The following is a 21,538-nucleotide window of genomic DNA, read 5'->3' as shown; positions in this document are numbered from 1 at the left end:
CGCAAGCCATTGACAATGTATCAATCGCACCTTCGGGTATTGAAAGATGGTGCCACCGTCCAAGTGACCTTTACACCCGTTCGTATCAATCGCACCTTCGGGTATTGAAAGAGTTCTATGCCCTTGCTGAACAGGTAGCCATGGAGGTATCAATCGCACCTTCGGGTATTGAAAGAAGACACGTGGAGCCTGCATAAAGAGGCTGGAATTGGGTATCAATCGCACCTTCGGGTATTGAAAGCAGGGGTTGACGTTTACCAGGACTTCGGGTGCAACGGTATCAATCGCACCTTCGGGTATTGAAAGGGTTCCAAACGTCCACGAAAAAGCGGGTCGTTGGATAGTATCAATCGCACCTTCGGGTATTGAAAGGTGACGGACGCGATGAAGGATGGTAAGTACATCGAGTATCAATCGCACCTTCGGGTATTGAAAGTGGCTGGACGCACACAGCCGAGTCAGCCAAATGGAGGTATCAATCGCACCTTCGGGTATTGAAAGTGGTGGTCTGCGAGCCAGGATCGGTAGTTGTCGTCGAGTATCAATCGCACCTTCGGGTATTGAAAGATACCAGGCATTGGGGTCTTGCAATTCGTTGCTCTCGTATCAATCGCACCTTCGGGTATTGAAAGTTTGCACGTCGAAACAGATATCCAGGGGCGTATCGGTATCAATCGCACCTTCGGGTATTGAAAGGTGGCCCTGCACGAGCTGAACATGGTCGGGTGTTAAGTATCAATCGCACCTTCGGGTATTGAAAGTTGCATAACTCAGCTCCTGTTGGGGGTCGCCAGTAGTATCAATCGCACCTTCGGGTATTGAAAGTGAAATATCCTATTTATCGCCCTTTAATTGTACTATGTATCAATCGCACCTTCGGGTATTGAAAGAACCTCGATCATCAGGCTTTTAGGCATCTTGAGTCCTGTATCAATCGCACCTTCGGGTATTGAAAGTAGACGATACCGATAAACCCCATTGACTCCATATAGGTATCAATCGCACCTTCGGGTATTGAAAGCTGGTAGGCGTATCCCCCCCATACAGAATGGATACTGTATCAATCGCACCTTCGGGTATTGAAAGAAAAATCAACGCCCTTTCGCAAACCGAAAGCCTGGTGTATCAATCGCACCTTCGGGTATTGAAAGGCAATACTTCGAACCCACACGGTACGACAGCCGCCCAGTATCAATCGCACCTTCGGGTATTGAAAGTTGTGTCGAGATAGTATAGGAAACCAAGCCCCAAGATGTATCAATCGCACCTTCGGGTATTGAAAGGTGTCACAGAGGCATCTGCCAGTTTCGATGTCGATACGTATCAATCGCACCTTCGGGTATTGAAAGGGATATAACCCGTCGCATTGTAACTCGCTGAGCCGGTGTATCAATCGCACCTTCGGGTATTGAAAGGTATTAATATCCTCATCAAAATTATCCCATACCAGAAGTATCAATCGCACCTTCGGGTATTGAAAGTAAAATGCAAAAAGGCCCTACCCGGAGTGATCCAGGTAGTATCAATCGCACCTTCGGGTATTGAAAGGAGCTACAACCTCCGACGCATCGGGCAGGATAATGGTATCAATCGCACCTTCGGGTATTGAAAGCGAAGTAGTCCGGGTACCGATTGATAAGGGCCTGAATGGTATCAATCGCACCTTCGGGTATTGAAAGGTGCTGAATAAAATCATTCACGCAGTCGGCGGGGTGTATCAATCGCACCTTCGGGTATTGAAAGGTTAACTACTGCGCTGGCCACTGCCAATACAGAAAAAGTATCAATCGCACCTTCGGGTATTGAAAGTTCGTATGTGCCTTGCCGCTGAATTGGGACGGAACCGTATCAATCGCACCTTCGGGTATTGAAAGTATTTTTCAAAGGTTCGCTTAATCCAGCCTTCAATCGCGTATCAATCGCACCTTCGGGTATTGAAAGGAATTCTGGGCACTTACCTCCCAGACGCCCGAATGGTGTATCAATCGCACCTTCGGGTATTGAAAGATTACCACGACCCCACGGCGAAGTATTGGCCTTTAAGTATCAATCGCACCTTCGGGTATTGAAAGGGTGATTTGCGCCAGTTTCGCTGTGCATACACGCGTATCAATCGCACCTTCGGGTATTGAAAGGCCCAAACCATTACGACCTGTAATCGAATTGCGCTGGTATCAATCGCACCTTCGGGTATTGAAAGTGAAAAGCGGTGGCAACATGAACACGATCAACGCGAGGTATCAATCGCACCTTCGGGTATTGAAAGTGGGTTTCTTACGTAGGCTGGGCGCTGAAAGGAGCGTATCAATCGCACCTTCGGGTATTGAAAGTGAAGGTTTTCGCGACTTCATCCAGGTCAGAACCCACGTATCAATCGCACCTTCGGGTATTGAAAGGGAGTAGGCTGGATCACTTAAGTTCTACAACTAAGTGTATCAATCGCACCTTCGGGTATTGAAAGGTACGACCGCCAAGTTTATCACGATGCTGGCCGTCAAAGTATCAATCGCACCTTCGGGTATTGAAAGTTGAAAGACCTCCCCAGGCACCCGTCTTTCCGGGTTGGTATCAATCGCACCTTCGGGTATTGAAAGTTTTTTAACGGGGGTATCTTTGGCGCGTTACCCGCTCGTATCAATCGCACCTTCGGGTATTGAAAGGACTTATCCTTGTCGGGGTCAATACCGATCACGTAGCGGTATCAATCGCACCTTCGGGTATTGAAAGTCTGCTTCTGTCCACTCAGGATTCAGCGTGCGGCCATTGTATCAATCGCACCTTCGGGTATTGAAAGTTGGCTGAAGGCAGGTTACACCAAGGACGACAGGAGTATCAATCGCACCTTCGGGTATTGAAAGTTCATCCATCAGCGCATAGATTTCCTTTTTGATCGGTATCAATCGCACCTTCGGGTATTGAAAGGCGGTTGATGTTCAGAATAAGACCACGCTTTGAGGTATCAATCGCACCTTCGGGTATTGAAAGATGATTTCAAAGACTTTATGAAGGAATGGCCGGAATAGTATCAATCGCACCTTCGGGTATTGAAAGTAAACGTTGCCAGCACATTCGCCAGCCCTTTGGCTCCAGTATCAATCGCACCTTCGGGTATTGAAAGGTTTTACAGCATCTCCACCCCCGGCTGAACTTAATCTCGTATCAATCGCACCTTCGGGTATTGAAAGAGGGACGGGGGCAGGGGGTAGGGTGCCTCCTTTTTGTATCAATCGCACCTTCGGGTATTGAAAGGAATCAACGACAGCCGATTGCCATTCGCGGCATTCTTGTATCAATCGCACCTTCGGGTATTGAAAGTCAGTGTCGTTCGGGGATTGTGCAGGGCACTATACACGGTATCAATCGCACCTTCGGGTATTGAAAGGTGTCCATTCCGAAAGGCCAAACCGGTATGACTCCGGGCACGTATCAATCGCACCTTCGGGTATTGAAAGCCTTTGCCAAAGGCAGTTGCCGTATCGGCATGGACCAGGTATCAATCGCACCTTCGGGTATTGAAAGTTAAGAAAGGGCATTGTATCTGCCACCGGCCCGTTCTGTATCAATCGCACCTTCGGGTATTGAAAGAATGCAGGTACATGCTCATCGCGTGATCTTCTACCCAGGTATCAATCGCACCTTCGGGTATTGAAAGCTTTGATATTGACATCAATGCTGTTTTTGCCCATCGGTATCAATCGCACCTTCGGGTATTGAAAGGGCCGCCCCCTTTCCCTTCCGATTGGAACCCAGCCATGTATCAATCGCACCTTCGGGTATTGAAAGGGAGAAGAACCAACAGAAAAAAGGTGTAACTCTAGTATCAATCGCACCTTCGGGTATTGAAAGGTAAAAAGTGCTACGCCTGCGGAGGAACAGGTATCTAGTATCAATCGCACCTTCGGGTATTGAAAGATTGGATCTTCACCGTTGATATTGAACACACCCTCCTGTATCAATCGCACCTTCGGGTATTGAAAGTAAGTCAGCCGATTTCCTCAATCATCAACAAAAGCGTATCAATCGCACCTTCGGGTATTGAAAGCCAAGAGAGTCACGGTAAAGAAATCCGCTTTGCGTGGTATCAATCGCACCTTCGGGTATTGAAAGATTCCACCGGTTGCTCGTTTCCACTTTTGGCGGGTGGTATCAATCGCACCTTCGGGTATTGAAAGTGGGTGCCATACGGAGTCTGAACACCTTTGCCCGAAGTATCAATCGCACCTTCGGGTATTGAAAGTTGGCTCCGGCTTATCCATCAATAAGCATCGTTGCGTATCAATCGCACCTTCGGGTATTGAAAGGTAGGCTATCACTGCGTGAAGTGCTTCAGGCCAAAGGGTATCAATCGCACCTTCGGGTATTGAAAGGTATATCGTATTTGATGGGGGGCCAATTGGTTGCATGTATCAATCGCACCTTCGGGTATTGAAAGGTTATCCCACCAAGGCTCCAACCGAGCGGCTTACGAAGTATCAATCGCACCTTCGGGTATTGAAAGTTTAAAAGCAACTGGTACGGTTTTCATGCTTAGTTGTATCAATCGCACCTTCGGGTATTGAAAGCTTTAATCACTGATTATAAGGCGGTTTCAGATGCGTAGTATCAATCGCACCTTCGGGTATTGAAAGTATACCCCCATCTGTACCCGCTGCCAGTTTTTTCGTAGGTATCAATCGCACCTTCGGGTATTGAAAGCGATGAACTACTTCAACTCATTAGTCGCAAAATAGCCGTATCAATCGCACCTTCGGGTATTGAAAGTTTTGGAATAGCCCTTTAGGCCGAGGTACTCGTAGGTATCAATCGCACCTTCGGGTATTGAAAGATGCTTCGCCCAATAAGCCTGAATAAGCTTAATGTAATGTATCAATCGCACCTTCGGGTATTGAAAGAGGTCGTAATCACAGATACCAAGCGATCCAGGGGCAAGTATCAATCGCACCTTCGGGTATTGAAAGGACTCAATATCCGGGATGCTACGTTACTGGCGTTACCGTATCAATCGCACCTTCGGGTATTGAAAGGTTTCTCCAGAGCTATGTAAGCGGCCGTGTCACGCTTGTATCAATCGCACCTTCGGGTATTGAAAGCTTTCTTTTGGGCAGCTTTCAAGTCTTCCTCCTTCTTGTATCAATCGCACCTTCGGGTATTGAAAGGATATACATTACTTCATTCCGAGGAATCTACGCGGGGTATCAATCGCACCTTCGGGTATTGAAAGATTGCCCTGCGCGTGCTGTATTACGCGATCAATACAAGTATCAATCGCACCTTCGGGTATTGAAAGTCCTTCAAGTATTATCCGGGCGCAACGGATAGTATTAGTATCAATCGCACCTTCGGGTATTGAAAGGTTTTCAACTGATTTTCTTCCGGGCGGCAAACGATCAGTATCAATCGCACCTTCGGGTATTGAAAGTAGCTCAATTCAAGTCGAGTTTTGAGTTGTTGTATGTATCAATCGCACCTTCGGGTATTGAAAGTTAAGATCAAAGGGAAAACCTACACGAAGGCACAGGTGTATCAATCGCACCTTCGGGTATTGAAAGCTACGAATCGCTCGGACTCGATACTGTAAAACGTAGCGTATCAATCGCACCTTCGGGTATTGAAAGATCTGGACGAAATTAGGGTATGGTGGTCGGGTGAATAGTATCAATCGCACCTTCGGGTATTGAAAGTTACGCGGGATGATAATTCAGGTGCAAGCCTAACGGTATCAATCGCACCTTCGGGTATTGAAAGTTGTCGTCGTTATCGCCAACGCGCCGATGCTGGTGCGTATCAATCGCACCTTCGGGTATTGAAAGAAGGGTTGGACCTCAAGCACTACTACTACATGGGTAGTATCAATCGCACCTTCGGGTATTGAAAGATGGCGTTGCCTGGTCTTCTGGAACGTATTATGGCTGTATCAATCGCACCTTCGGGTATTGAAAGTCGACAGATCCTGCTTGGCCAGATTCGCCAGGGCTGTATCAATCGCACCTTCGGGTATTGAAAGTGTTGTACAGGTAATCGCTGTTAGACGAAATGTTGGGTATCAATCGCACCTTCGGGTATTGAAAGGATACCTGCACGCTGACTACGACAGCTAATATTGATGTATCAATCGCACCTTCGGGTATTGAAAGGTGTGTTGTTTGAGGTTCGCACTTCTTCACGTGAACGTATCAATCGCACCTTCGGGTATTGAAAGCGTCGATTCGGAGCATTTCAGAAAACCAGAGCGTAAAAGTATCAATCGCACCTTCGGGTATTGAAAGAGCTAAAGGGCTGGCTCATCCGTGTCGAGCAAGAGGCAGTATCAATCGCACCTTCGGGTATTGAAAGTTGCTTACTGGCTTCCTTTTGAATCGCCAATTCCGCCGTATCAATCGCACCTTCGGGTATTGAAAGCTGACCTACTCGGGTGACATGGCGGTAGACTATGTCATGTATCAATCGCACCTTCGGGTATTGAAAGTTCTTATCGGGCTGTTCATGGAACGTTAAAGGCAGTTGTATCAATCGCACCTTCGGGTATTGAAAGAGGTGATAAGACGTGGCAGGACCTTAATGCTGGCGTATCAATCGCACCTTCGGGTATTGAAAGGGTATGATCCAGTATGGCCTGCAACACGCTTCCCTTCGTATCAATCGCACCTTCGGGTATTGAAAGTAAAAGCCGCCCGATCCTCAGCGCAGGTACCGCCCAGTATCAATCGCACCTTCGGGTATTGAAAGATCGGTGCGCGCAGCGGCTTCCAAACAAAAGAAAATGTATCAATCGCACCTTCGGGTATTGAAAGCATAATCAGAAGTTTGATTATTCGACTGAAAGCACACGTATCAATCGCACCTTCGGGTATTGAAAGTTAGGCTAAAAGCCTACTAAAGTTACCTCTACCGACGTATCAATCGCACCTTCGGGTATTGAAAGGGCTATAAGCTCAAGACTCACTATTATGATGGCGCTAGGTATCAATCGCACCTTCGGGTATTGAAAGGGAGAAGAACCAACAGAAAAAAGGTGTAACTCTAGTATCAATCGCACCTTCGGGTATTGAAAGGTAAAAAGTGCTACGCCTGCGGAGGAACAGGTATCTAGTATCAATCGCACCTTCGGGTATTGAAAGATTGGATCTTCACCGTTGATATTGAACACACCCTCCTGTATCAATCGCACCTTCGGGTATTGAAAGTAAGTCAGCCGATTTCCTCAATCATCAACAAAAGCGTATCAATCGCACCTTCGGGTATTGAAAGCCAAGAGAGTCACGGTAAAGAAATCCGCTTTGCGTGGTATCAATCGCACCTTCGGGTATTGAAAGATTCCACCGGTTGCTCGTTTCCACTTTTGGCGGGTGGTATCAATCGCACCTTCGGGTATTGAAAGTGGGTGCCATACGGAGTCTGAACACCTTTGCCCGAAGTATCAATCGCACCTTCGGGTATTGAAAGTTGGCTCCGGCTTATCCATCAATAAGCATCGTTGCGTATCAATCGCACCTTCGGGTATTGAAAGCTGAGTAAGGAATAGTGGCCTCGTAGGTTGCGCCGGTATCAATCGCACCTTCGGGTATTGAAAGTAGCTTCGCCACTGGTCATGACTGATTTCGGCCGGCCGTATCAATCGCACCTTCGGGTATTGAAAGTTCTGCAATACCTGCTGCAACGTGAGGGCGCCAGTGGGTATCAATCGCACCTTCGGGTATTGAAAGAAGTAGGCTTAGGCCAATGTGGTTGCTGGCCCCCTCCGGTATCAATCGCACCTTCGGGTATTGAAAGAAAAAGATCCCTCGCAGAAAGCCCAGATATTAGGACTCGTATCAATCGCACCTTCGGGTATTGAAAGTCTTGTCGTATTGCTCGTCTTCGTGCGGATACAGGCAGTATCAATCGCACCTTCGGGTATTGAAAGCTGTTAGCGATCTAAAGGACGCTCTTTCGCAGATTTCGTATCAATCGCACCTTCGGGTATTGAAAGACGTTCTCGTTTGCAATGGATTTCAACCCCGGCGCAAGTATCAATCGCACCTTCGGGTATTGAAAGATCAGATGGTCAACCTCTTCGGTTTCCCAGGTGTTGGGTATCAATCGCACCTTCGGGTATTGAAAGGATCGGTTGGCGCTTTGTAATTGTCTTTGACTGCGGGTATCAATCGCACCTTCGGGTATTGAAAGTCAGGTTCGCGTTTTTGGTCAGCGTTGGGTTGAAAGTATCAATCGCACCTTCGGGTATTGAAAGATTACAGAACTACGACTGGCTGCTCATCTGGAGCAATTGTATCAATCGCACCTTCGGGTATTGAAAGAATATGAGTGTTTTCACCTGATTGAATAAGAAAGAGGTATCAATCGCACCTTCGGGTATTGAAAGACGCAGCGACTGCGTTTGGTAAACAGGTTGGGGAAAGTATCAATCGCACCTTCGGGTATTGAAAGGAAACACGCAGGAGCACAAGGACGCTCGTTCATTGCGTATCAATCGCACCTTCAGGTATTGAAAGAACAATCCCCCGCCTGTTAATCAGTATCTTGGCTCGAGTATCAATCGCACCTTCGGGTATTGAAAGTGTTGTCAATCGGTTGCGGCTTAACTAGTCGCCGGGTGTATCAATCGCACCTTCGGGTATTGAAAGAAGGACATTTATTTTCAATTTAAAAGCCTTTTAGGCGAGTATCAATCGCACCTTCGGGTGTTGAAAGGCGCGAAACACTTGCCCAGTCGCCTTTTGTTGAATGGGGTATCAATCGCACCTTCGGGTATGGAGAATACTACTAGAAATAATGATGCTTTATTATCGTCTGAATCCACGCCTATGTTGTTGCTTTTGCTCCCGTTTTTCACGAGTCTGTTGAGCTAGCCTTTTGACTTCATCTTCATCGACAGGCTGGCCTTTCATAGGCTGAGATCGTTTAACTTCTTGACCTCCGCCCGTGCCTTGTTGATCCCCGGTTTGGGTTGAGGTTTGTTGTTGTCGGTAAGCCTTTATCATGTCAGCCGCCTTGTCTTGACTTTGAGAAATATCGGGCGATGGCTCCGGCGGTGTTGGCTCTCCTAAATACTCCAGCTGCTCCTGAGCAAAACGGGTTTGTACGTCTTTGACTTTCTTTTCGTGGAGGACTTTGAGCCGATCTAGCTGCCCATCAAATCGGCTTTTATCGTAATGATCGTTTTGTAGTCGTCTGATTGTGGCTTGGTCTGCATAATACTCCTGATTAAGCCGTTCAAGCTCCTTGTCTTGCTGGGCTAACAGATCGCTGTATGTCATAAGTATATAATGCTAAAAATCAGCTCTTTAATCTTCTGCAGTAATAAAACATCATGGGCATTGTGGACTTTACCGTCGATGACCACCACGCCTATGTTGGCTAGCTTGTCGGCGTTTTTTAGTCTCCTCCACCAGTCTAGCGATTTCGTCTGCCCTCCCTAAGCTTTCGGTGATCTCGTCTCCAGATGGCACTCGCTTTTGCTCTATTGGCTCTTCTTGACGAATTGACGGGATTTCAGAAAACAGCTTGTGCAGCTTCTCCGTCGGGAGGTCAATGTCTTGGCTATGATGACGTCGGGTTTGTTCATCAAATCCGTCTAGTCCAAATGAGCAGCTTTGGCGGACCCAGTGTGCAACCTTTGGATCAGTACCGGTCGTCTCTTGAGAGACCGTCTCTAAGACTTCCCGCCGATAAGCCGCTCGTTTATCTTCCAAATACGAAATAACACGGGTTCGTCTATCATTTCGTTCAAGATCTTCCGCCGTCCGTGACGAGGAAAAAGGGACTTCCTTCATCGTATCCGATACGTGGAAAATGACCTTATCCATTTTCTTGAGCTGATCATTCGCCCGAGCGATAAAATCTTCTAAATAAGCGTATTCACCGGGATAGGCCTTATCAAATTTAAAGTCCATAGGCTTACAAGTTATGCGGCATAACGAAGCAGCTTTACCATTTTCTTTTCAAAAATTTGTTCGGCAGTAAACGATCGTTAACCCCCGTACACCACTGCCTCTTTTTCAATCTTTCTTCATCACTAAATCCCTGTGAAACAGGGCCTCTTTCTACAAAACTAATCGATTTTTTATCCTAATCTGTTCAAAGGTAATCCATCGTTTACATCGGAACAAGATCACGGTTAACCCGCTATGAAACAGGCGATTGCTTACTACCGCGTTTCCACTCGCCGACAAGGGCGAAGTGGATTAGGGCTCGAAGCGCAACAGGTAGCCGTGGCCAGTTATTGTCGGCTCAATGGGTATGAGCTTGTCGATGAGGTGGTTGAAGTGAAATCAACGCGCAAACAACAGAATGGCCTTTTTGAGGCTATGGAGCGGTGTCGATTCAACAAAGCCACACTCATGGTCGCCCGATTGGATCGGCTAGGACGTGATGTTGAGAAAATTGCGCGACTGGTTAAATCGGATGTGGACATTGTGGTAACCGATAATCCACACGCCAACCGGTTTACCATTCATATTATAGCCGCTGTGGATGAAGAGCAACGACAGCGCATTAGTGAAACCACTAAAGCGGCTCTGGCAGCGGCTCGAAAACGAGGAGTTATTTTGGGTAAACAGGGGAAAATACAGGCCAAGCGGAATAAAAAAGCGGCTGATGACTTTGCCCACCAGCTTTTACCAGTACTCAAATCCTTGAAGAAACTGGGCATCACTACCGTACGAGCCATGGCCCAGGCACTCAACAATCAAGGCATCCCGACGTTTCGGGGGGATAGCCAATGGCACCCCAGTACGATTTGTGAATTACAGAAACGATTAAAACCAAAACAACCAACAACAATGAAAACACGACCTGTAATGATTGCATCGAATGAAAATAACATTCTCTTTGATGATCGCTCACTGCTGGAAGCAGCATTTGGCGAAAGGGTCTTAAAGGTATCTTCCGCCAATGCCAATTGCGATTGTATCAGCTATTCTTCAACCGCAGACGATGAAGACATTCGTACCGATCAAGTCGCCACAACTGCTGCTTAGAGCTATTGACGATCAACATGCCTTTGCCGTCAACTGTGCTTACCCGAATTCGCTACGGATTCTCAGTCGGGTGCAATCTGACATTCTAGCGGTTATTGACAATCAAACCTCGGTAGCAGCCCTGAGCGAGAAATTCGGTATTGCAGCTGATGTGGTTGAGGAGTTTTTAAGCCTGTTGGCTCGAACCGAAATTATCCGGTTTGACCAGCAGTTTAGTACACCCCGAAAACCACATAGCCCTAAGTCGCTCAACTTCTGGATTCACACCACCAATCGGTGCAATCTGACTTGTAGCTACTGTTACATCTCAACGCTCAATACCACGTCGGGCATGTCGGATACGACCCGTCAACAGTTGTTGAACAAGATGGTGGAGACGGTTCACAAACGGGATCTCAAGTCTATCAAATTGCGCTTGGCCGGAGGAGAGCCCCTCAGCCAGTTCAAAGCTTGGAAAACCTTTATTCCACAGGCCAAAAGAACCTTGCAGAACATTGGTTGTCAGTTGGAGTGTTCGTTTATTACCAACCTGACCATTTTAACCGACGAGATAATGGCCTTCTCAAAGGAACACGGTATCAGCTACGGGATTTCGCTGGATGGATTAGATGTGGATCATGACAGCACTCGCACGTTCAAATCGGGCGCAGGGAGTTTTAACATCATTGATCGGAATCTAAGAACGTTGCTGGATCATCACATTCCGGTATCGACCAATACGGTGGTGACCAACAACAACCTGACGGGATTGCCGCGTCTAACGCGTTACTTAATCGACCTGGACGTTCCGTTTCGTTATTCGATTGTCAAAGGTGAAGCCATTGACTCAGAATTGCTGGACAAATACCTCTCAGAATCCTATAGGTTGATGAAAGTGGCTATCGGGCAGGGCTGGCGTTTTTCTCACCGTCATCAATTCTGCGATCTCAAGCCGAGTGAGTTAGGCTTTCAAACCTGCGCATCGGGTTTTTCGGGTGGAGCGATCTATGTGGATGGCACGGTCAATTATTGCCATGTCCATTTTGGCGATGCCACTCAGCTTTCCTACAGCCTCTTCGACACGGATATGGATTTGGTGGATATGATCCAGCAGGGCAACCATTATGAAGATATGAAGTCCCAAGATTGCCAGTCCTGTCGTTACCGGTCAGTTTGCACCAGTGGCTGTCCGGTGTATCGGGTAAATGGTAAAGACCCACAATGCAGCTTGTACCACCGCTTTATTCCCCTGATTTATGAATTACAGGCACGAGAGCGATTGAAATTATTGCAGGATTATAGAATGATAGTCTAACTAGAAAGCACCTTTTTGTAAAAAGGTGCTTTCTGCATCATAAGCGTTTGCATCATGGGAGGCCAACTTGGCAATTTTGATTTCAGTGCTAGCATTGCTGGCCACGTTTTATCAATTGTATCTGCAACGGATTCATAATGAAAAGTCGCTCAAGCCGCTGGGACAGATTGTATTGGAGGACCAACGAAAGACACTTGCTGTCCATTTGCGCAATAACGGATTAGGGCCTTTAATCATCGACAAGCTAAGTTGTAGTAAGAATGGAGTGGTCCATGCCGATTTGGAAGAATGCCTTACTCTTGCACCCAAATCTTATCTGTTTGCTCCAACCAATGACTCAGTTACGCGGGTTGTGCTGCCGAATTCATCGCTAACGATTTTTGAAACACGCTTTGATGAGTATGAAGATGATGCGGCCATTGAACATGCCCGTGAGCAACTGGCACCGATCACCTTAAAAGTGGAGTTCCGTGACATCTATGATAACAAAACGACTCTTGAGCGTGATTTTCAGTGGTTTCTAAGGTATGCCAATAAATAGCAAAGCTGTAATCAGCATAGAATTACAGCTTGTGTAGATAACCCTGAATTTTGGCCAGAATAGCTAAAAACGCTGGCTGGCCATTATAATAGAGTGATGATGTGCCTTCATAGCGACTTTTAAACGTTGCTCTGATGGCAGGATCATTCAATAAAAAAGCCTCGTTTTCGGCTATTGGAACAGCCAAGTCTGCTTTCGGAAATCTGGCTTGTTTGTGTTGCTCGTAGGCGTCAGTGCCAATAAAGGCGAGGACTTGTTCATTGTCTAATAATTGGGCAACGTCATAATATTGCCTCATAAAATTAACACGAACTTCTCCGCCCTGCTGCTCCTGGCGAAACTTCGTCGCAATAGTTTGCAGTTTTTCGACGAACGTGTAGCCAGGGTGATAACAAAGGATATCTGCGGCTCGATTGTCGATGATACTGATTTTGGGATTCGCAATCGCTTTGTCGAATGCCCAAGATGAAATCGTTAGAGCTTGATTGGGACGAACGGTGTCAAATCCAGCTTCGAGCAATATCCCCTCTTTAACGCCGTCAATCGTTTCGGTTTGGCTTTTGTATATTAATCGTATACCGCCACTGCGATAATGTTCTGTGTCATCAAAATTGGTATCTCGTTCGGCGGATAGAATGCCCTCTATTTTTATGGTCGCGGCCAGCCAGTCGTAAAATGCTTTTCGGCCTTCTACAGCCTGTTTTTTGGTGTTCTTCGGGTTTTCATTAACCCCAAGTGCAGCCGGAGCTTGGATATGGATGTCAATATCTTCGGAAAAACGGTCGATGATCTTATAGCCTTTCGACAGGGATGTTCCACCTTTTAACTCGAAGTCGAATTGCTGTTTTTTTAGCCCATACAGGGCATGCATGATCCAATAATCCTTTTCGATCAAACCGGCTTGAATACCTGTTTCCTCTTCAAGGATACGCAGTAAATCTAGAAAATCCCTGCGTTCGTGCAGATAACTAGTGGGCATAGTGGGATTGTTCGCCAGTTTGGATAAAGGGTTCCAATAATTTCTTGGTTTTCACATGGCCGTATTCTGAAACCGCTTGTTTCAGCTTGTTGGTATCCATTGTTAAGGCCTTTGTAAATACGTTTTTTAACACATGATTTTGATCCTCGGCCAGTGTGTTCAGATTATTGAGTAGGTCCACTAATAGAAACTCCTGGGTGGCTTTTTTAGGGAAGTGCGGTTTTTTACGGAACGAAAAGTTTCGATTGCCGAGTTTGAACTCGCCATGACGCTTATGGTTGTAGACAATCCGTTTATTATAAAGCTGTGTGGTCCCGACTCCCAAGCTATTATAGCTGTTGGGAGAGGTTAACAGGAAACGGTCATCATTTAAAAACCGACGCACCAGGATTTCTTCGTTGGGTGGTGTTTGTCCAAAAACGGTTTCTTTCGGCACGTAATACATTCCTGGGGCTAGTTTTTGTAGCGTTCCGTCGGCAACAAGCTGATCTAAATGACGATCAATCGACTTTGACCATTTGGCCAAATCGACTCTCCGATAGACTTCACCCTTTTTGAGGTGGCTTTTGAGTTCGTCTATTTTCATGATGACCTCTGATTATGTTGTAATTATAGCTCAGAGGAAACGTAAATGCAAGAATATTAATTCAAAATTCATGCAAAAATTCAGTTAAAATTATTGATTAACAGTACTTTGGTTACAGAAAACCATGTAGGAAAATGCTATCTAGAAGATGATGGAAGTTTAGGTGCCATTCATTAGATGATTACTTGGCAAATTGACCATCAATAGGCTTTTTATCAGAGGAACACAATCATTAGATAATCAGTAGAATAGGCTGGTCAATTAGGAGCGAAATGACTTAGCCCTACATCCCGAAATTCGGTGCTCAATGACTCCGAAACTTCCAAATTAATACCAAAACGGGCGGCCTAAGTGTCCTACTTCCAGCATTGGGCTTCCACAGGTTAGATGGCTAATCAGCAGCATGGCCAGCTGTTTGTACATACTGGCGAATTTGGGGGAGTACCGCATTCACTTCTTTGATATAGTCTTCAACCAGCGGAGTGATACTCATCATACCTTTCTCTGTTCTAACCTGAGCTTCCGTCGCCAGAATTAAGCGAGTCGCTTCGCTCAGGCCGAGCATTTTTGTATGCACTTGCTGGGTGTGAATAATTCGCTTTATTTCAGCTATATCCTGCTCATGGAGCGCCAGCTGAAGTTGGTCAATAGTTGGTGGAGTCTCCTCTAAATAAATCTCCAATAAATCAAGGGCTAACTTTCGATCATTGCCTACCGCTTGTAGAAGCGGCTCAACAGAGAAGTTCGTGTTGGATAGGGAGGTGGGTTTGTATCCAGAAGAAGTAGTGCTGATCGGAACCTTAGTAAATAGATAGTTACGCAGTAAAGTCTGGAGCTCATGAAGTTGAAAGGGCTTGGGCAGAAAATCATTCATACCTACTTTAAGGCATTCTTCTTGTTCACTGGGCAGGGCGTGGGCAGTCATCGCAATGATTGGCACGGCACTGTTCAGCCTTGATCGAATCTGGCGAGTCGTCTCGTAGCCATCCATAACCGGCATCTGTAGATCCATCAAGATGATATCAACTGTGTTTTCCTTCAGTAAGTCTAGTGCTTGTTGACCGTCTCCGGCAACCTGTGCCTCATACCCTAATCGCTTGAGCACCTGAAGGGCTAGTTTTTGATTCATCAAATTATCCTCGACCACTAGAACACGTACATTTTCGCCAATAGGTGTAGTTGTCGAAACCGGCTGCGGATTGACACTCATTTGTTCTTTGGCAATTAGGTAAGGTATCTCGACGATAAACTGGGAACCTTCACCGGGGGTACTGGTTACCGCCACTGAACCGCCCTGTAGTTCAACCAGTGCTTTGACGATACTGAGACCAAGCCCTGTTCCCCCATAGTAGCGAGTCGTAAAATCTTCCGCTTGTTGAAAGCGATCAAAAATAGTTGGTAAGACCGTCGGGGCAATGCCAATACCAGTATCCTGTACTATAAACCGGGCCCGTACAGATTCAGTACTTGCCTGTCTTCCTAGTTCAACGTGCAAGGTGACGCTCCCTTGTTTGGTAAACTTGATGGCATTGTTAAGCAGGTTCAGTAAAATTTGGGTTAACCGGGTTGGATCACCCAGTAATACAGGTGGCAGTTCTGGATCGGCTTTGACAATCAATTGTAAACCCTTGTCGGTAGCGGAAGCTTGACACATTGACCAGATTGAGCCCGTAAGCATGGGAATGCTGAAGGGAATTGATTCCAACTTGATCATGCCGGCTTCCAGCTTGGATATATCCAGAATGTCATTAACAATGGTCAACAGATTCTTTCCCGCCGTTCGGATCAGGCCGATAAATTCCTGCTGGTCCTGATTCAGAACGGTGCCCTCCAGTAACTCAGAAAAACCAAGCATCGCATTCAGGGGTGTCCGAATTTCATGACTCATATTGGCTAAAAAATCCTCTTTGATCTTGGCCGCTTTTTCCGCTAGCTTTTTGGCTTCCTGTAAATGCTTTTGCGATTTGACACGCTCACTAATGTCGATGCTCGATGTAATGACATATCGTAAGTTGCCTTCGATGTCATAGACGGGGGAAGCCGTACTTAGCAGTTGAATCACGTTCCCGTTCACCCGAAGTTCCAGATCATCCACCTGGGTAGCTTCCCCCTGTAAAGCCCGGTAAGTCGGTCTTTGCTCAAGCGGGTAAGGCTCCCCGTCAGGAAATCGAAAAAGTTCACCAGGAGCGATCATAACTGTATCCTCACCAGTCTCCCTGCCATTATTCATTAACTTCCTGGCTGCCTGATTGGCATAATAGAACTGGCCATCCTGCTGAACAATGACCACCGAAACGGGTACCGCGTCAAGCAATTTTTTAGTTTGTTGTTCGCTTTCGGCCAGTTTTTGATTCAGTCGATTGCTTTTTTGTAAGGATTGGTACAGGACATAAATAGCCCACAAGATCATCACTAAAGCCGCAATAGCCCCCACCAGGTTACTGAGCGTGGCATAAGAAGCGGATCGTTCACTCTGAGCAACCCGGGTTTCAAGTAATACATTTTCGTAACTCTCTGTGGCTTTGAGTACCTGATAGAACTGGCTACTGATAGTTAAAAAATAGTCGATTGAATCCAGGTGAGCCTTTCCTTGTTTAATAACGCCGGTTTTAAATAAAGAATGACTGCGAACCAGCTTGGTGTGGAAAAGTGCATTCAGAGATTGAAGCCGTTTGGTTTGAATGGGGTTATCGCTTGTCAACGACTGAACGCGTTTAAGCAGCTGGCTCATTTCACGACTATTCTTCTCAAAGTCTGCTTTGAAATAGAGATTATTGCTTAGTAAATACCCGCGTAAATCATTATCCATGGTGGTTAGCAGAGCGAGCATCCGCTGGGTTTTATTGAGTACCTGATAGGTATGCACTACCCAATTATTCACCCCAATTAATCGATAGATGGTCTGGCGAGCATTAAGACCAATTAGTATAGTAATGAGCAAACCTAGAGCTACCATAAAGGAGATACGTCGGTTCTGATTCATATCAAGACAGGTGTGCAAATGGATATAACTCAACGTGGCGTAATAAGTCTTGCCAGTTTGAAGCGTGTAACAATAAACTCTTTATTGAATTTAAACCCAATATAATGTATGCTTTCCAAAAGTTACCATTATATCTAATAAGAAACTTTTTAGATATTTTAAATTTATATATGTATCGGAATTATAAACAAAAACAATTAATTTCAATTCACCTATTGAGTATATACCCTCAATTACGTTTTAAGAGTCAACGAAGTGAAGTAGAGTCGTATCGACTATAGGTCGTCAACAAAAAGTGGACAGATGCGACCGGGCCAGATTTCCACCCAGGAACTTGCCTGATCCTTCAGGTAGGATTTATTTGACGGAATTTATGTCGGATTATCTACTTATAAAGCTTTTTCATTCCTCGTGAAGCCGTTTCAACGAATAATCCCTAAAGGTTAAATCATCAAAAGCTTCAGGGTTAAACGGCATATTGGCAAGATGTTTCTCGGTGAATAGTATTGCAATGTCGCAGTCAAAAAACATCTATCTACTGGAAGAATACATCAAAACGTTGATCGCAACGGAAGTTGTCTTGCCTGGTATCTTACCCCGTCGGTGGGGACACGAGTTCTGCCGCTTAGAGCTGAGAGGTATTTATTTGGGGCTGAAATTTGTAATCAAAAGGGCCAGCCTACTTCTGGATAGCCGTATGGTTGACACATTTGAACAAATCGAGGAATCCAATTCACCATGCACTGGTTTCTATGCGTTTATTGGGAGAAACTGGTTGTGCTGCTGACGTTTTACATTCATCTGGAGAAGGGTTGCCTACAAGCGGAAATCGAGTTGGTTCAAGCGCTCAAGGCTAAATCACCAACAGCATTTTCTACTTTATACGACGCCTATTCACCTGTCCTGTTAGGGACGCTTTTGTGATTGATGAAAGATCAGCCACGAGCAGAAGATTTACTTCAGGATGTCTTTATCAAAATCGGGTCAACGATTGATAGCTATGATGCTCGGCAGGGCCGTCTGTTTACCTGGTTGTTAACCGTCGAATATTGCATTAGATGAGTTGAGAAAGCAAAAGGTGCGCCGGTCAGCCAAGGAGTACTTGGCCCAACACAACGATCAATCATGCTACCTTAGTTTTTTGGATGGCCCATTGGATCAATTCATGCTTATTCAGCTAGAGCTAAAATATCGGCGCATAGTTGAACTGACGTTTTACGGAGATTACACAAAACAAGAAATCGCGAATCAACTCTGTTTGCCGTTAGGTACGGTCAAAACACGCTATCGGATGGCTTTACAACTGTTAAGACAGCAAATCAAGCAAAACATTCATCACTATCATGTAATTGCTTGAAACGTGATCCAGGAAGAAAACAGGCCCGTCTTTTAGTAGCTCTCTGGGATTGGTAAAATCGTTAGAACCTTGTCTTCATTGGTAAATCGCCAATTACTACTTTTCGTATGGGCTCCGGCTCTTTCCTCATTAGAGTAGGGATCACTAAACGATGAAGATCAGCGGTTAGCCCTGATTAAGTAACCGATCTGGCCCGTTGCATAGGTTTATCCAACAAAATCACTCTACAAACCATACCTGCTAGTTAGCCATTAAACATCGATTAAATCAATGATGATGGTAATCTTTCTAGCAATCAGCCCAACAGGTGAGTATCGGAGTTTGGCTTATGGAGCCCCTAACATAGAAATGTGTTTTGAAGCCTTAACGATGTTGCCCAACAAGGGCTGGCAACTGATTCACATTGAATTGATTGATGATGGGCAACACACTCTGTTACCGATTGACGCTTTCGACGGAAGACCCCTAAAAAAGCCTTTAGAAAAACTCCGCCAGGAATGGGAACTGATATTAGCCTGATCGATCTATAGTCGTTTAATTATCTGGTTTGAAATTCATCTGGCGTGTTGGGGTCTTGGCCAGCGTAAACCAATATAAACGAACCTGTTCAGCTAAATCCACTAAAGCCTGATGATTAAGCGGTTTGGTTAGAAATGTATTGGCCCCTAATTGATAAGCTTGATTAATATCATTCTCATTATCGGATGTAGTCAAAATCACGACAGGGACATGCCGATAAACTGGGGAATCCTTCAGATGTTTTAATACCTCGAAGCCATGCATTCGAGGCATATTTAAATCCAATAAGACCAAATCAGGCAAGAACTGATGAGCATCAATTTTTTCTAATACATCGGTCCCATCAGCCGCAAATTGCAGATTATAACGAGCGGAATCCTTTTCAAAGGCGGCTTGTATCAAATACTGATCATCTTCATCGTCGTCAACGATCAGTATATTAAACGTCGTCTTCATTTGATTAGGGCGGATAATAATTAAAAAGTATGCTTGTGATATTATGCTAAAATACAACAAATTGTTATATTCTGATTACTTTAATCACCGTTTAATCCATCAGTATGCTTACATAAAAGTAAGATACTAACCTGTGGCTTAGCCTTATCAAACAACTCGTTACCTACTTGGTAGGCCTCATTGAATCCATGTTTTTTTAAATTTTGTAGATGACGTTCATAACGATCCATCACATGAGCCACGGTGAATGAATTTAAGTTAAACCAGAGGTAAGCTAAATTCATTGGCACAAGAGACACTAAACGAGGTGATAACTCGACAAATACCAGGGGCACATTAGTAGGTATGCTCACTGTATCCACAAATTCCAACTGACCGATTAATAGGCAGTTTTGTTCAAATTTAGTTTGAGTCATTGGTAATGTAGATCTAAATGCCGCCCTTTTGGTTGGCTCATTACGCTTTAATGACCCTGTCCCAATTGGGTCTCAGGGTCAACACATAATCTTTCCACTCATCGGGTTTTTGAGTAAAGCTACTGCTCTTCGGTCCGTAGCCGTTTGGCGATCAGCTGAAGCGTCAGAAGTCGTCACCATTACAATAGAGACTTGGCCTTAAAATCGATTTTGTAGTTGAGGTAACACGTCTAATCCATCAACTACCTGGTACAAATCACTAGCTAATAAAACCAATTGGAGTTGTCTGCCTAATTGCTGATCCAGCAGCTCAAAGGTTTCCGGGCGGATCGGGTATTGATGAATGTCGCTTTCGGGAATAGCTTGCTGGCAATTCTGATCAACAAATAACAAATAGGGGGTTCATCATCATCCACTAAGATTTCAAATGGCCTATTTGGTTGCAAAGCGTGGAACAAAAGTGATACAGTTTAAAGAGGAGTTTAATATGTATTGTTTAATAACAGATCTTATTTCCATCAATAACGTCATTCGTTTGTGATGGACAACTAATCGAAGCAACACGTTGGTGAAGAATTCAAGGCGCACTTTGGAACGTAAAGTCTCAAAAATAGTTAGCCTATTGCCAGACAAAGACTGTTTGCCTCATTCTCACAAAAAGCTGACTTGCTTCGTTTTGGAGCTAGCCTTTCTCATCGCTGAATGACCTCTGCATAGGACTTGATCCTTTAGTTTTTCACTAACGGCCAGGACAATAGTGGCTGTTGCCGGAGTGAGTTAATCATCCACTATTTCTGAAAACCATTGACTGCTTATCTCCCATTGTCCGTTTGTAAACAAGCAAGCTTACTGATTCTCGATTCGTTTCAGAATCCGCTTCATTTGGGCAATCTCCCGCTCTTGAGCCGCAATGATGTCCTTAGCTAGCTTTTTGACTTCCGGGTCTTTTAGATCGGCCCGCTTACTGACTAGGATGGCAATCGAATGATGAGGAATCATCGAGTGCATAAAGAGCTTGTCGTCAATGAAAGCCTGCTGGCGAACGCAGATCAAGGCGGCCATAGACACTCCCACGCTCCCAGCCACGATCAGTTGGTTGATACGCTTATTTGGATACATCGAACGCATAAACCCGAGCATGATCAGGGCCATACTGCTGATCATCAGGGTAGTCATGTAAAGCCGGTTGGTGCTCAAATAGAGATGGTCCGCTTTTTCAGTGTTGAAGTACATGGTCAGGTGCATCACCACGAAGGAGACCCCAAGCATTAAAAAAAAATTGGTGTAATTGCCTTTGGCCATCGGCTGCTGACGGGTTGGATTTGAATTCATGGAAAAGATAGTTAGCAATGCATGTTGCGTAGGGCTTCATCCCTACGACTAGCTAGTAACGAATTTGTCGATTCCGTTGGGTAAGCAGACAAGGCG

Annotated in this window: 15 protein-coding genes and 1 CRISPR repeat array (1 of these 16 running past the window's edge); of the genes, 7 read left to right on the top strand and 8 right to left on the bottom strand. The window is 45.4% G+C overall.

The features are described 5' to 3' along the window. A CRISPR array of direct repeats spans window positions 1–8,758; the repeat unit is 29 nt; unit sequence GTATCAATCGCACCTTCGGGTATTGAAAG (it extends 2,980 nt beyond the left edge of the window). A gap of 25 nt (window positions 8,759–8,783) precedes the next feature. Both H3H32_RS18455 and H3H32_RS18450 read right to left on the bottom strand, forming a co-directional pair. Beyond that, window positions 8,784–9,257, bottom strand: a complete 474-nt coding sequence (locus H3H32_RS18455; RefSeq protein ID WP_182464120.1) for a hypothetical protein — start codon at window positions 9,255–9,257, stop codon at window positions 8,784–8,786. Window positions 9,258–9,326: 69 nt separating this feature from the next. Beyond that, the gene (locus H3H32_RS18450; protein ID WP_182464119.1) at window positions 9,327–9,893 is read right to left on the bottom strand and encodes a hypothetical protein; all 567 of its coding nucleotides are present in this window, start codon (window positions 9,891–9,893) and stop codon (window positions 9,327–9,329) included. Between the two features lie 234 nt (window positions 9,894–10,127). Between H3H32_RS18450 and H3H32_RS18445 the strand changes: the two genes are divergently transcribed. From H3H32_RS18445 to H3H32_RS18435, 3 genes are all read left to right on the top strand, one after another. After that, entirely contained in the window at window positions 10,128–10,979 is an 852-nt protein-coding gene (locus H3H32_RS18445; RefSeq protein ID WP_182464118.1) for a recombinase family protein, read from the top strand. After that, on the top strand, window positions 10,936–12,273 hold the full coding sequence (locus tag H3H32_RS18440) for a radical SAM/SPASM domain-containing protein (protein WP_182464117.1): 1,338 nt from the start codon (window positions 10,936–10,938) through the stop codon (window positions 12,271–12,273). Before H3H32_RS18445 ends, H3H32_RS18440 begins: the two co-directional genes overlap by 44 nt. Before the next feature lie 85 nt (window positions 12,274–12,358). After that, window positions 12,359–12,814, top strand: coding sequence for a hypothetical protein (locus tag H3H32_RS18435; protein WP_240543832.1), 456 nt, complete (start codon window positions 12,359–12,361; stop codon window positions 12,812–12,814). A 22-nt stretch (window positions 12,815–12,836) separates the two neighbouring features. Here H3H32_RS18435 and H3H32_RS18430 read toward each other — a convergent pair whose 3' ends face one another. The 3 genes from H3H32_RS18430 to H3H32_RS18420 all read right to left on the bottom strand — a co-directional run bounded on the left by H3H32_RS18430 (window position 12,837) and on the right by H3H32_RS18420 (window position 17,362). Beyond that, window positions 12,837–13,793: a nucleotidyl transferase AbiEii/AbiGii toxin family protein gene (locus H3H32_RS18430; RefSeq protein ID WP_182464115.1), complete on the bottom strand. Its 957-nt coding sequence runs from the start codon at window positions 13,791–13,793 to the stop codon at window positions 12,837–12,839. Next, complete coding sequence (locus H3H32_RS18425; protein ID WP_220472662.1) at window positions 13,783–14,379, bottom strand: DUF6088 family protein; 597 nt, start codon at window positions 14,377–14,379, stop codon at window positions 13,783–13,785. The genes H3H32_RS18430 and H3H32_RS18425 overlap by 11 nt, the downstream gene beginning before the upstream one ends. Window positions 14,380–14,770: 391 nt before the next feature. Next, the gene (locus H3H32_RS18420; protein ID WP_240543809.1) at window positions 14,771–17,362 is read right to left on the bottom strand and encodes a response regulator; all 2,592 of its coding nucleotides are present in this window, start codon (window positions 17,360–17,362) and stop codon (window positions 14,771–14,773) included. Between the two features lie 738 nt (window positions 17,363–18,100). On the opposite strand from H3H32_RS18420, the gene H3H32_RS18415 reads away from it, so the two are divergent. The 4 genes from H3H32_RS18415 to H3H32_RS18395 all read left to right on the top strand — a co-directional run bounded on the left by H3H32_RS18415 (window position 18,101) and on the right by H3H32_RS18395 (window position 19,238). Continuing rightward, on the top strand, window positions 18,101–18,286 hold the full coding sequence (locus tag H3H32_RS18415) for a hypothetical protein (protein WP_182464114.1): 186 nt from the start codon (window positions 18,101–18,103) through the stop codon (window positions 18,284–18,286). A 3-nt stretch (window positions 18,287–18,289) separates the two neighbouring features. Beyond that, on the top strand, window positions 18,290–18,424 hold the full coding sequence (locus H3H32_RS38280; protein ID WP_182464113.1) for a sigma factor: 135 nt from the start codon (window positions 18,290–18,292) through the stop codon (window positions 18,422–18,424). Window positions 18,425–18,440: 16 nt separating this feature from the next. Next, window positions 18,441–18,719, top strand: a complete 279-nt coding sequence (locus H3H32_RS38275) for a sigma factor-like helix-turn-helix DNA-binding protein (RefSeq protein ID WP_374191845.1) — start codon at window positions 18,441–18,443, stop codon at window positions 18,717–18,719. A gap of 270 nt (window positions 18,720–18,989) precedes the next feature. Next, window positions 18,990–19,238, top strand: coding sequence for a hypothetical protein (locus tag H3H32_RS18395; protein ID WP_182464111.1), 249 nt, complete (start codon window positions 18,990–18,992; stop codon window positions 19,236–19,238). A 15-nt stretch (window positions 19,239–19,253) separates the two neighbouring features. Here H3H32_RS18395 and H3H32_RS18390 read toward each other — a convergent pair whose 3' ends face one another. From H3H32_RS18390 to H3H32_RS18380, 3 genes are all read right to left on the bottom strand, one after another. Continuing rightward, on the bottom strand, window positions 19,254–19,694 hold the full coding sequence (locus tag H3H32_RS18390) for a response regulator (RefSeq protein WP_182464110.1): 441 nt from the start codon (window positions 19,692–19,694) through the stop codon (window positions 19,254–19,256). 80 nt (window positions 19,695–19,774) lie between these two features. Further along, complete coding sequence (locus H3H32_RS18385) at window positions 19,775–20,110, bottom strand: hypothetical protein (RefSeq protein WP_182464109.1); 336 nt, start codon at window positions 20,108–20,110, stop codon at window positions 19,775–19,777. A gap of 846 nt (window positions 20,111–20,956) precedes the next feature. After that, window positions 20,957–21,442 carry a DUF305 domain-containing protein gene (locus tag H3H32_RS18380; RefSeq protein WP_182464108.1) on the bottom strand — a complete coding sequence of 162 codons (486 nt, stop codon included), beginning with the start codon at window positions 21,440–21,442 and terminating at the stop codon, window positions 20,957–20,959. Window positions 21,443–21,538 lie beyond the last annotated feature (96 nt).

The organism is Spirosoma foliorum, assembly GCF_014117325.1.
GTDB lineage: Bacteria > Bacteroidota > Bacteroidia > Cytophagales > Spirosomataceae > Spirosoma > Spirosoma foliorum.
The sequence above is the reverse complement of the archived record's forward strand: the minus strand, read 5'-3'. Positions and strand labels throughout refer to the sequence as shown.

Coding starts and splice junctions, on each gene's coding strand:
- H3H32_RS18455 (WP_182464120.1), bottom strand. CDS start 9,257: ATGACATACAGCGATCTGTTAGCCCAGCAAGACAAGGAGCTTGAACGG.
- H3H32_RS18450 (WP_182464119.1), bottom strand. CDS start 9,893: ATGGACTTTAAATTTGATAAGGCCTATCCCGGTGAATACGCTTATTTA.
- H3H32_RS18445 (WP_182464118.1), top strand. CDS start 10,128: ATGAAACAGGCGATTGCTTACTACCGCGTTTCCACTCGCCGACAAGGG.
- H3H32_RS18440 (WP_182464117.1), top strand. CDS start 10,936: ATGAAGACATTCGTACCGATCAAGTCGCCACAACTGCTGCTTAGAGCT.
- H3H32_RS18430 (WP_182464115.1), bottom strand. CDS start 13,793: ATGCCCACTAGTTATCTGCACGAACGCAGGGATTTTCTAGATTTACTG.
- H3H32_RS18425 (WP_220472662.1), bottom strand. CDS start 14,379: ATGAAAATAGACGAACTCAAAAGCCACCTCAAAAAGGGTGAAGTCTAT.
- H3H32_RS18420 (WP_240543809.1), bottom strand. CDS start 17,362: ATGAATCAGAACCGACGTATCTCCTTTATGGTAGCTCTAGGTTTGCTC.
- H3H32_RS18415 (WP_182464114.1), top strand. CDS start 18,101: ATGCACTGGTTTCTATGCGTTTATTGGGAGAAACTGGTTGTGCTGCTG.
- H3H32_RS38280 (WP_182464113.1), top strand. CDS start 18,290: ATGAAAGATCAGCCACGAGCAGAAGATTTACTTCAGGATGTCTTTATC.
- H3H32_RS18395 (WP_182464111.1), top strand. CDS start 18,990: ATGATGATGGTAATCTTTCTAGCAATCAGCCCAACAGGTGAGTATCGG.
- H3H32_RS18390 (WP_182464110.1), bottom strand. CDS start 19,694: ATGAAGACGACGTTTAATATACTGATCGTTGACGACGATGAAGATGAT.
- H3H32_RS18385 (WP_182464109.1), bottom strand. CDS start 20,110: ATGACTCAAACTAAATTTGAACAAAACTGCCTATTAATCGGTCAGTTG.
- H3H32_RS18380 (WP_182464108.1), bottom strand. CDS start 21,442: ATGAATTCAAATCCAACCCGTCAGCAGCCGATGGCCAAAGGCAATTAC.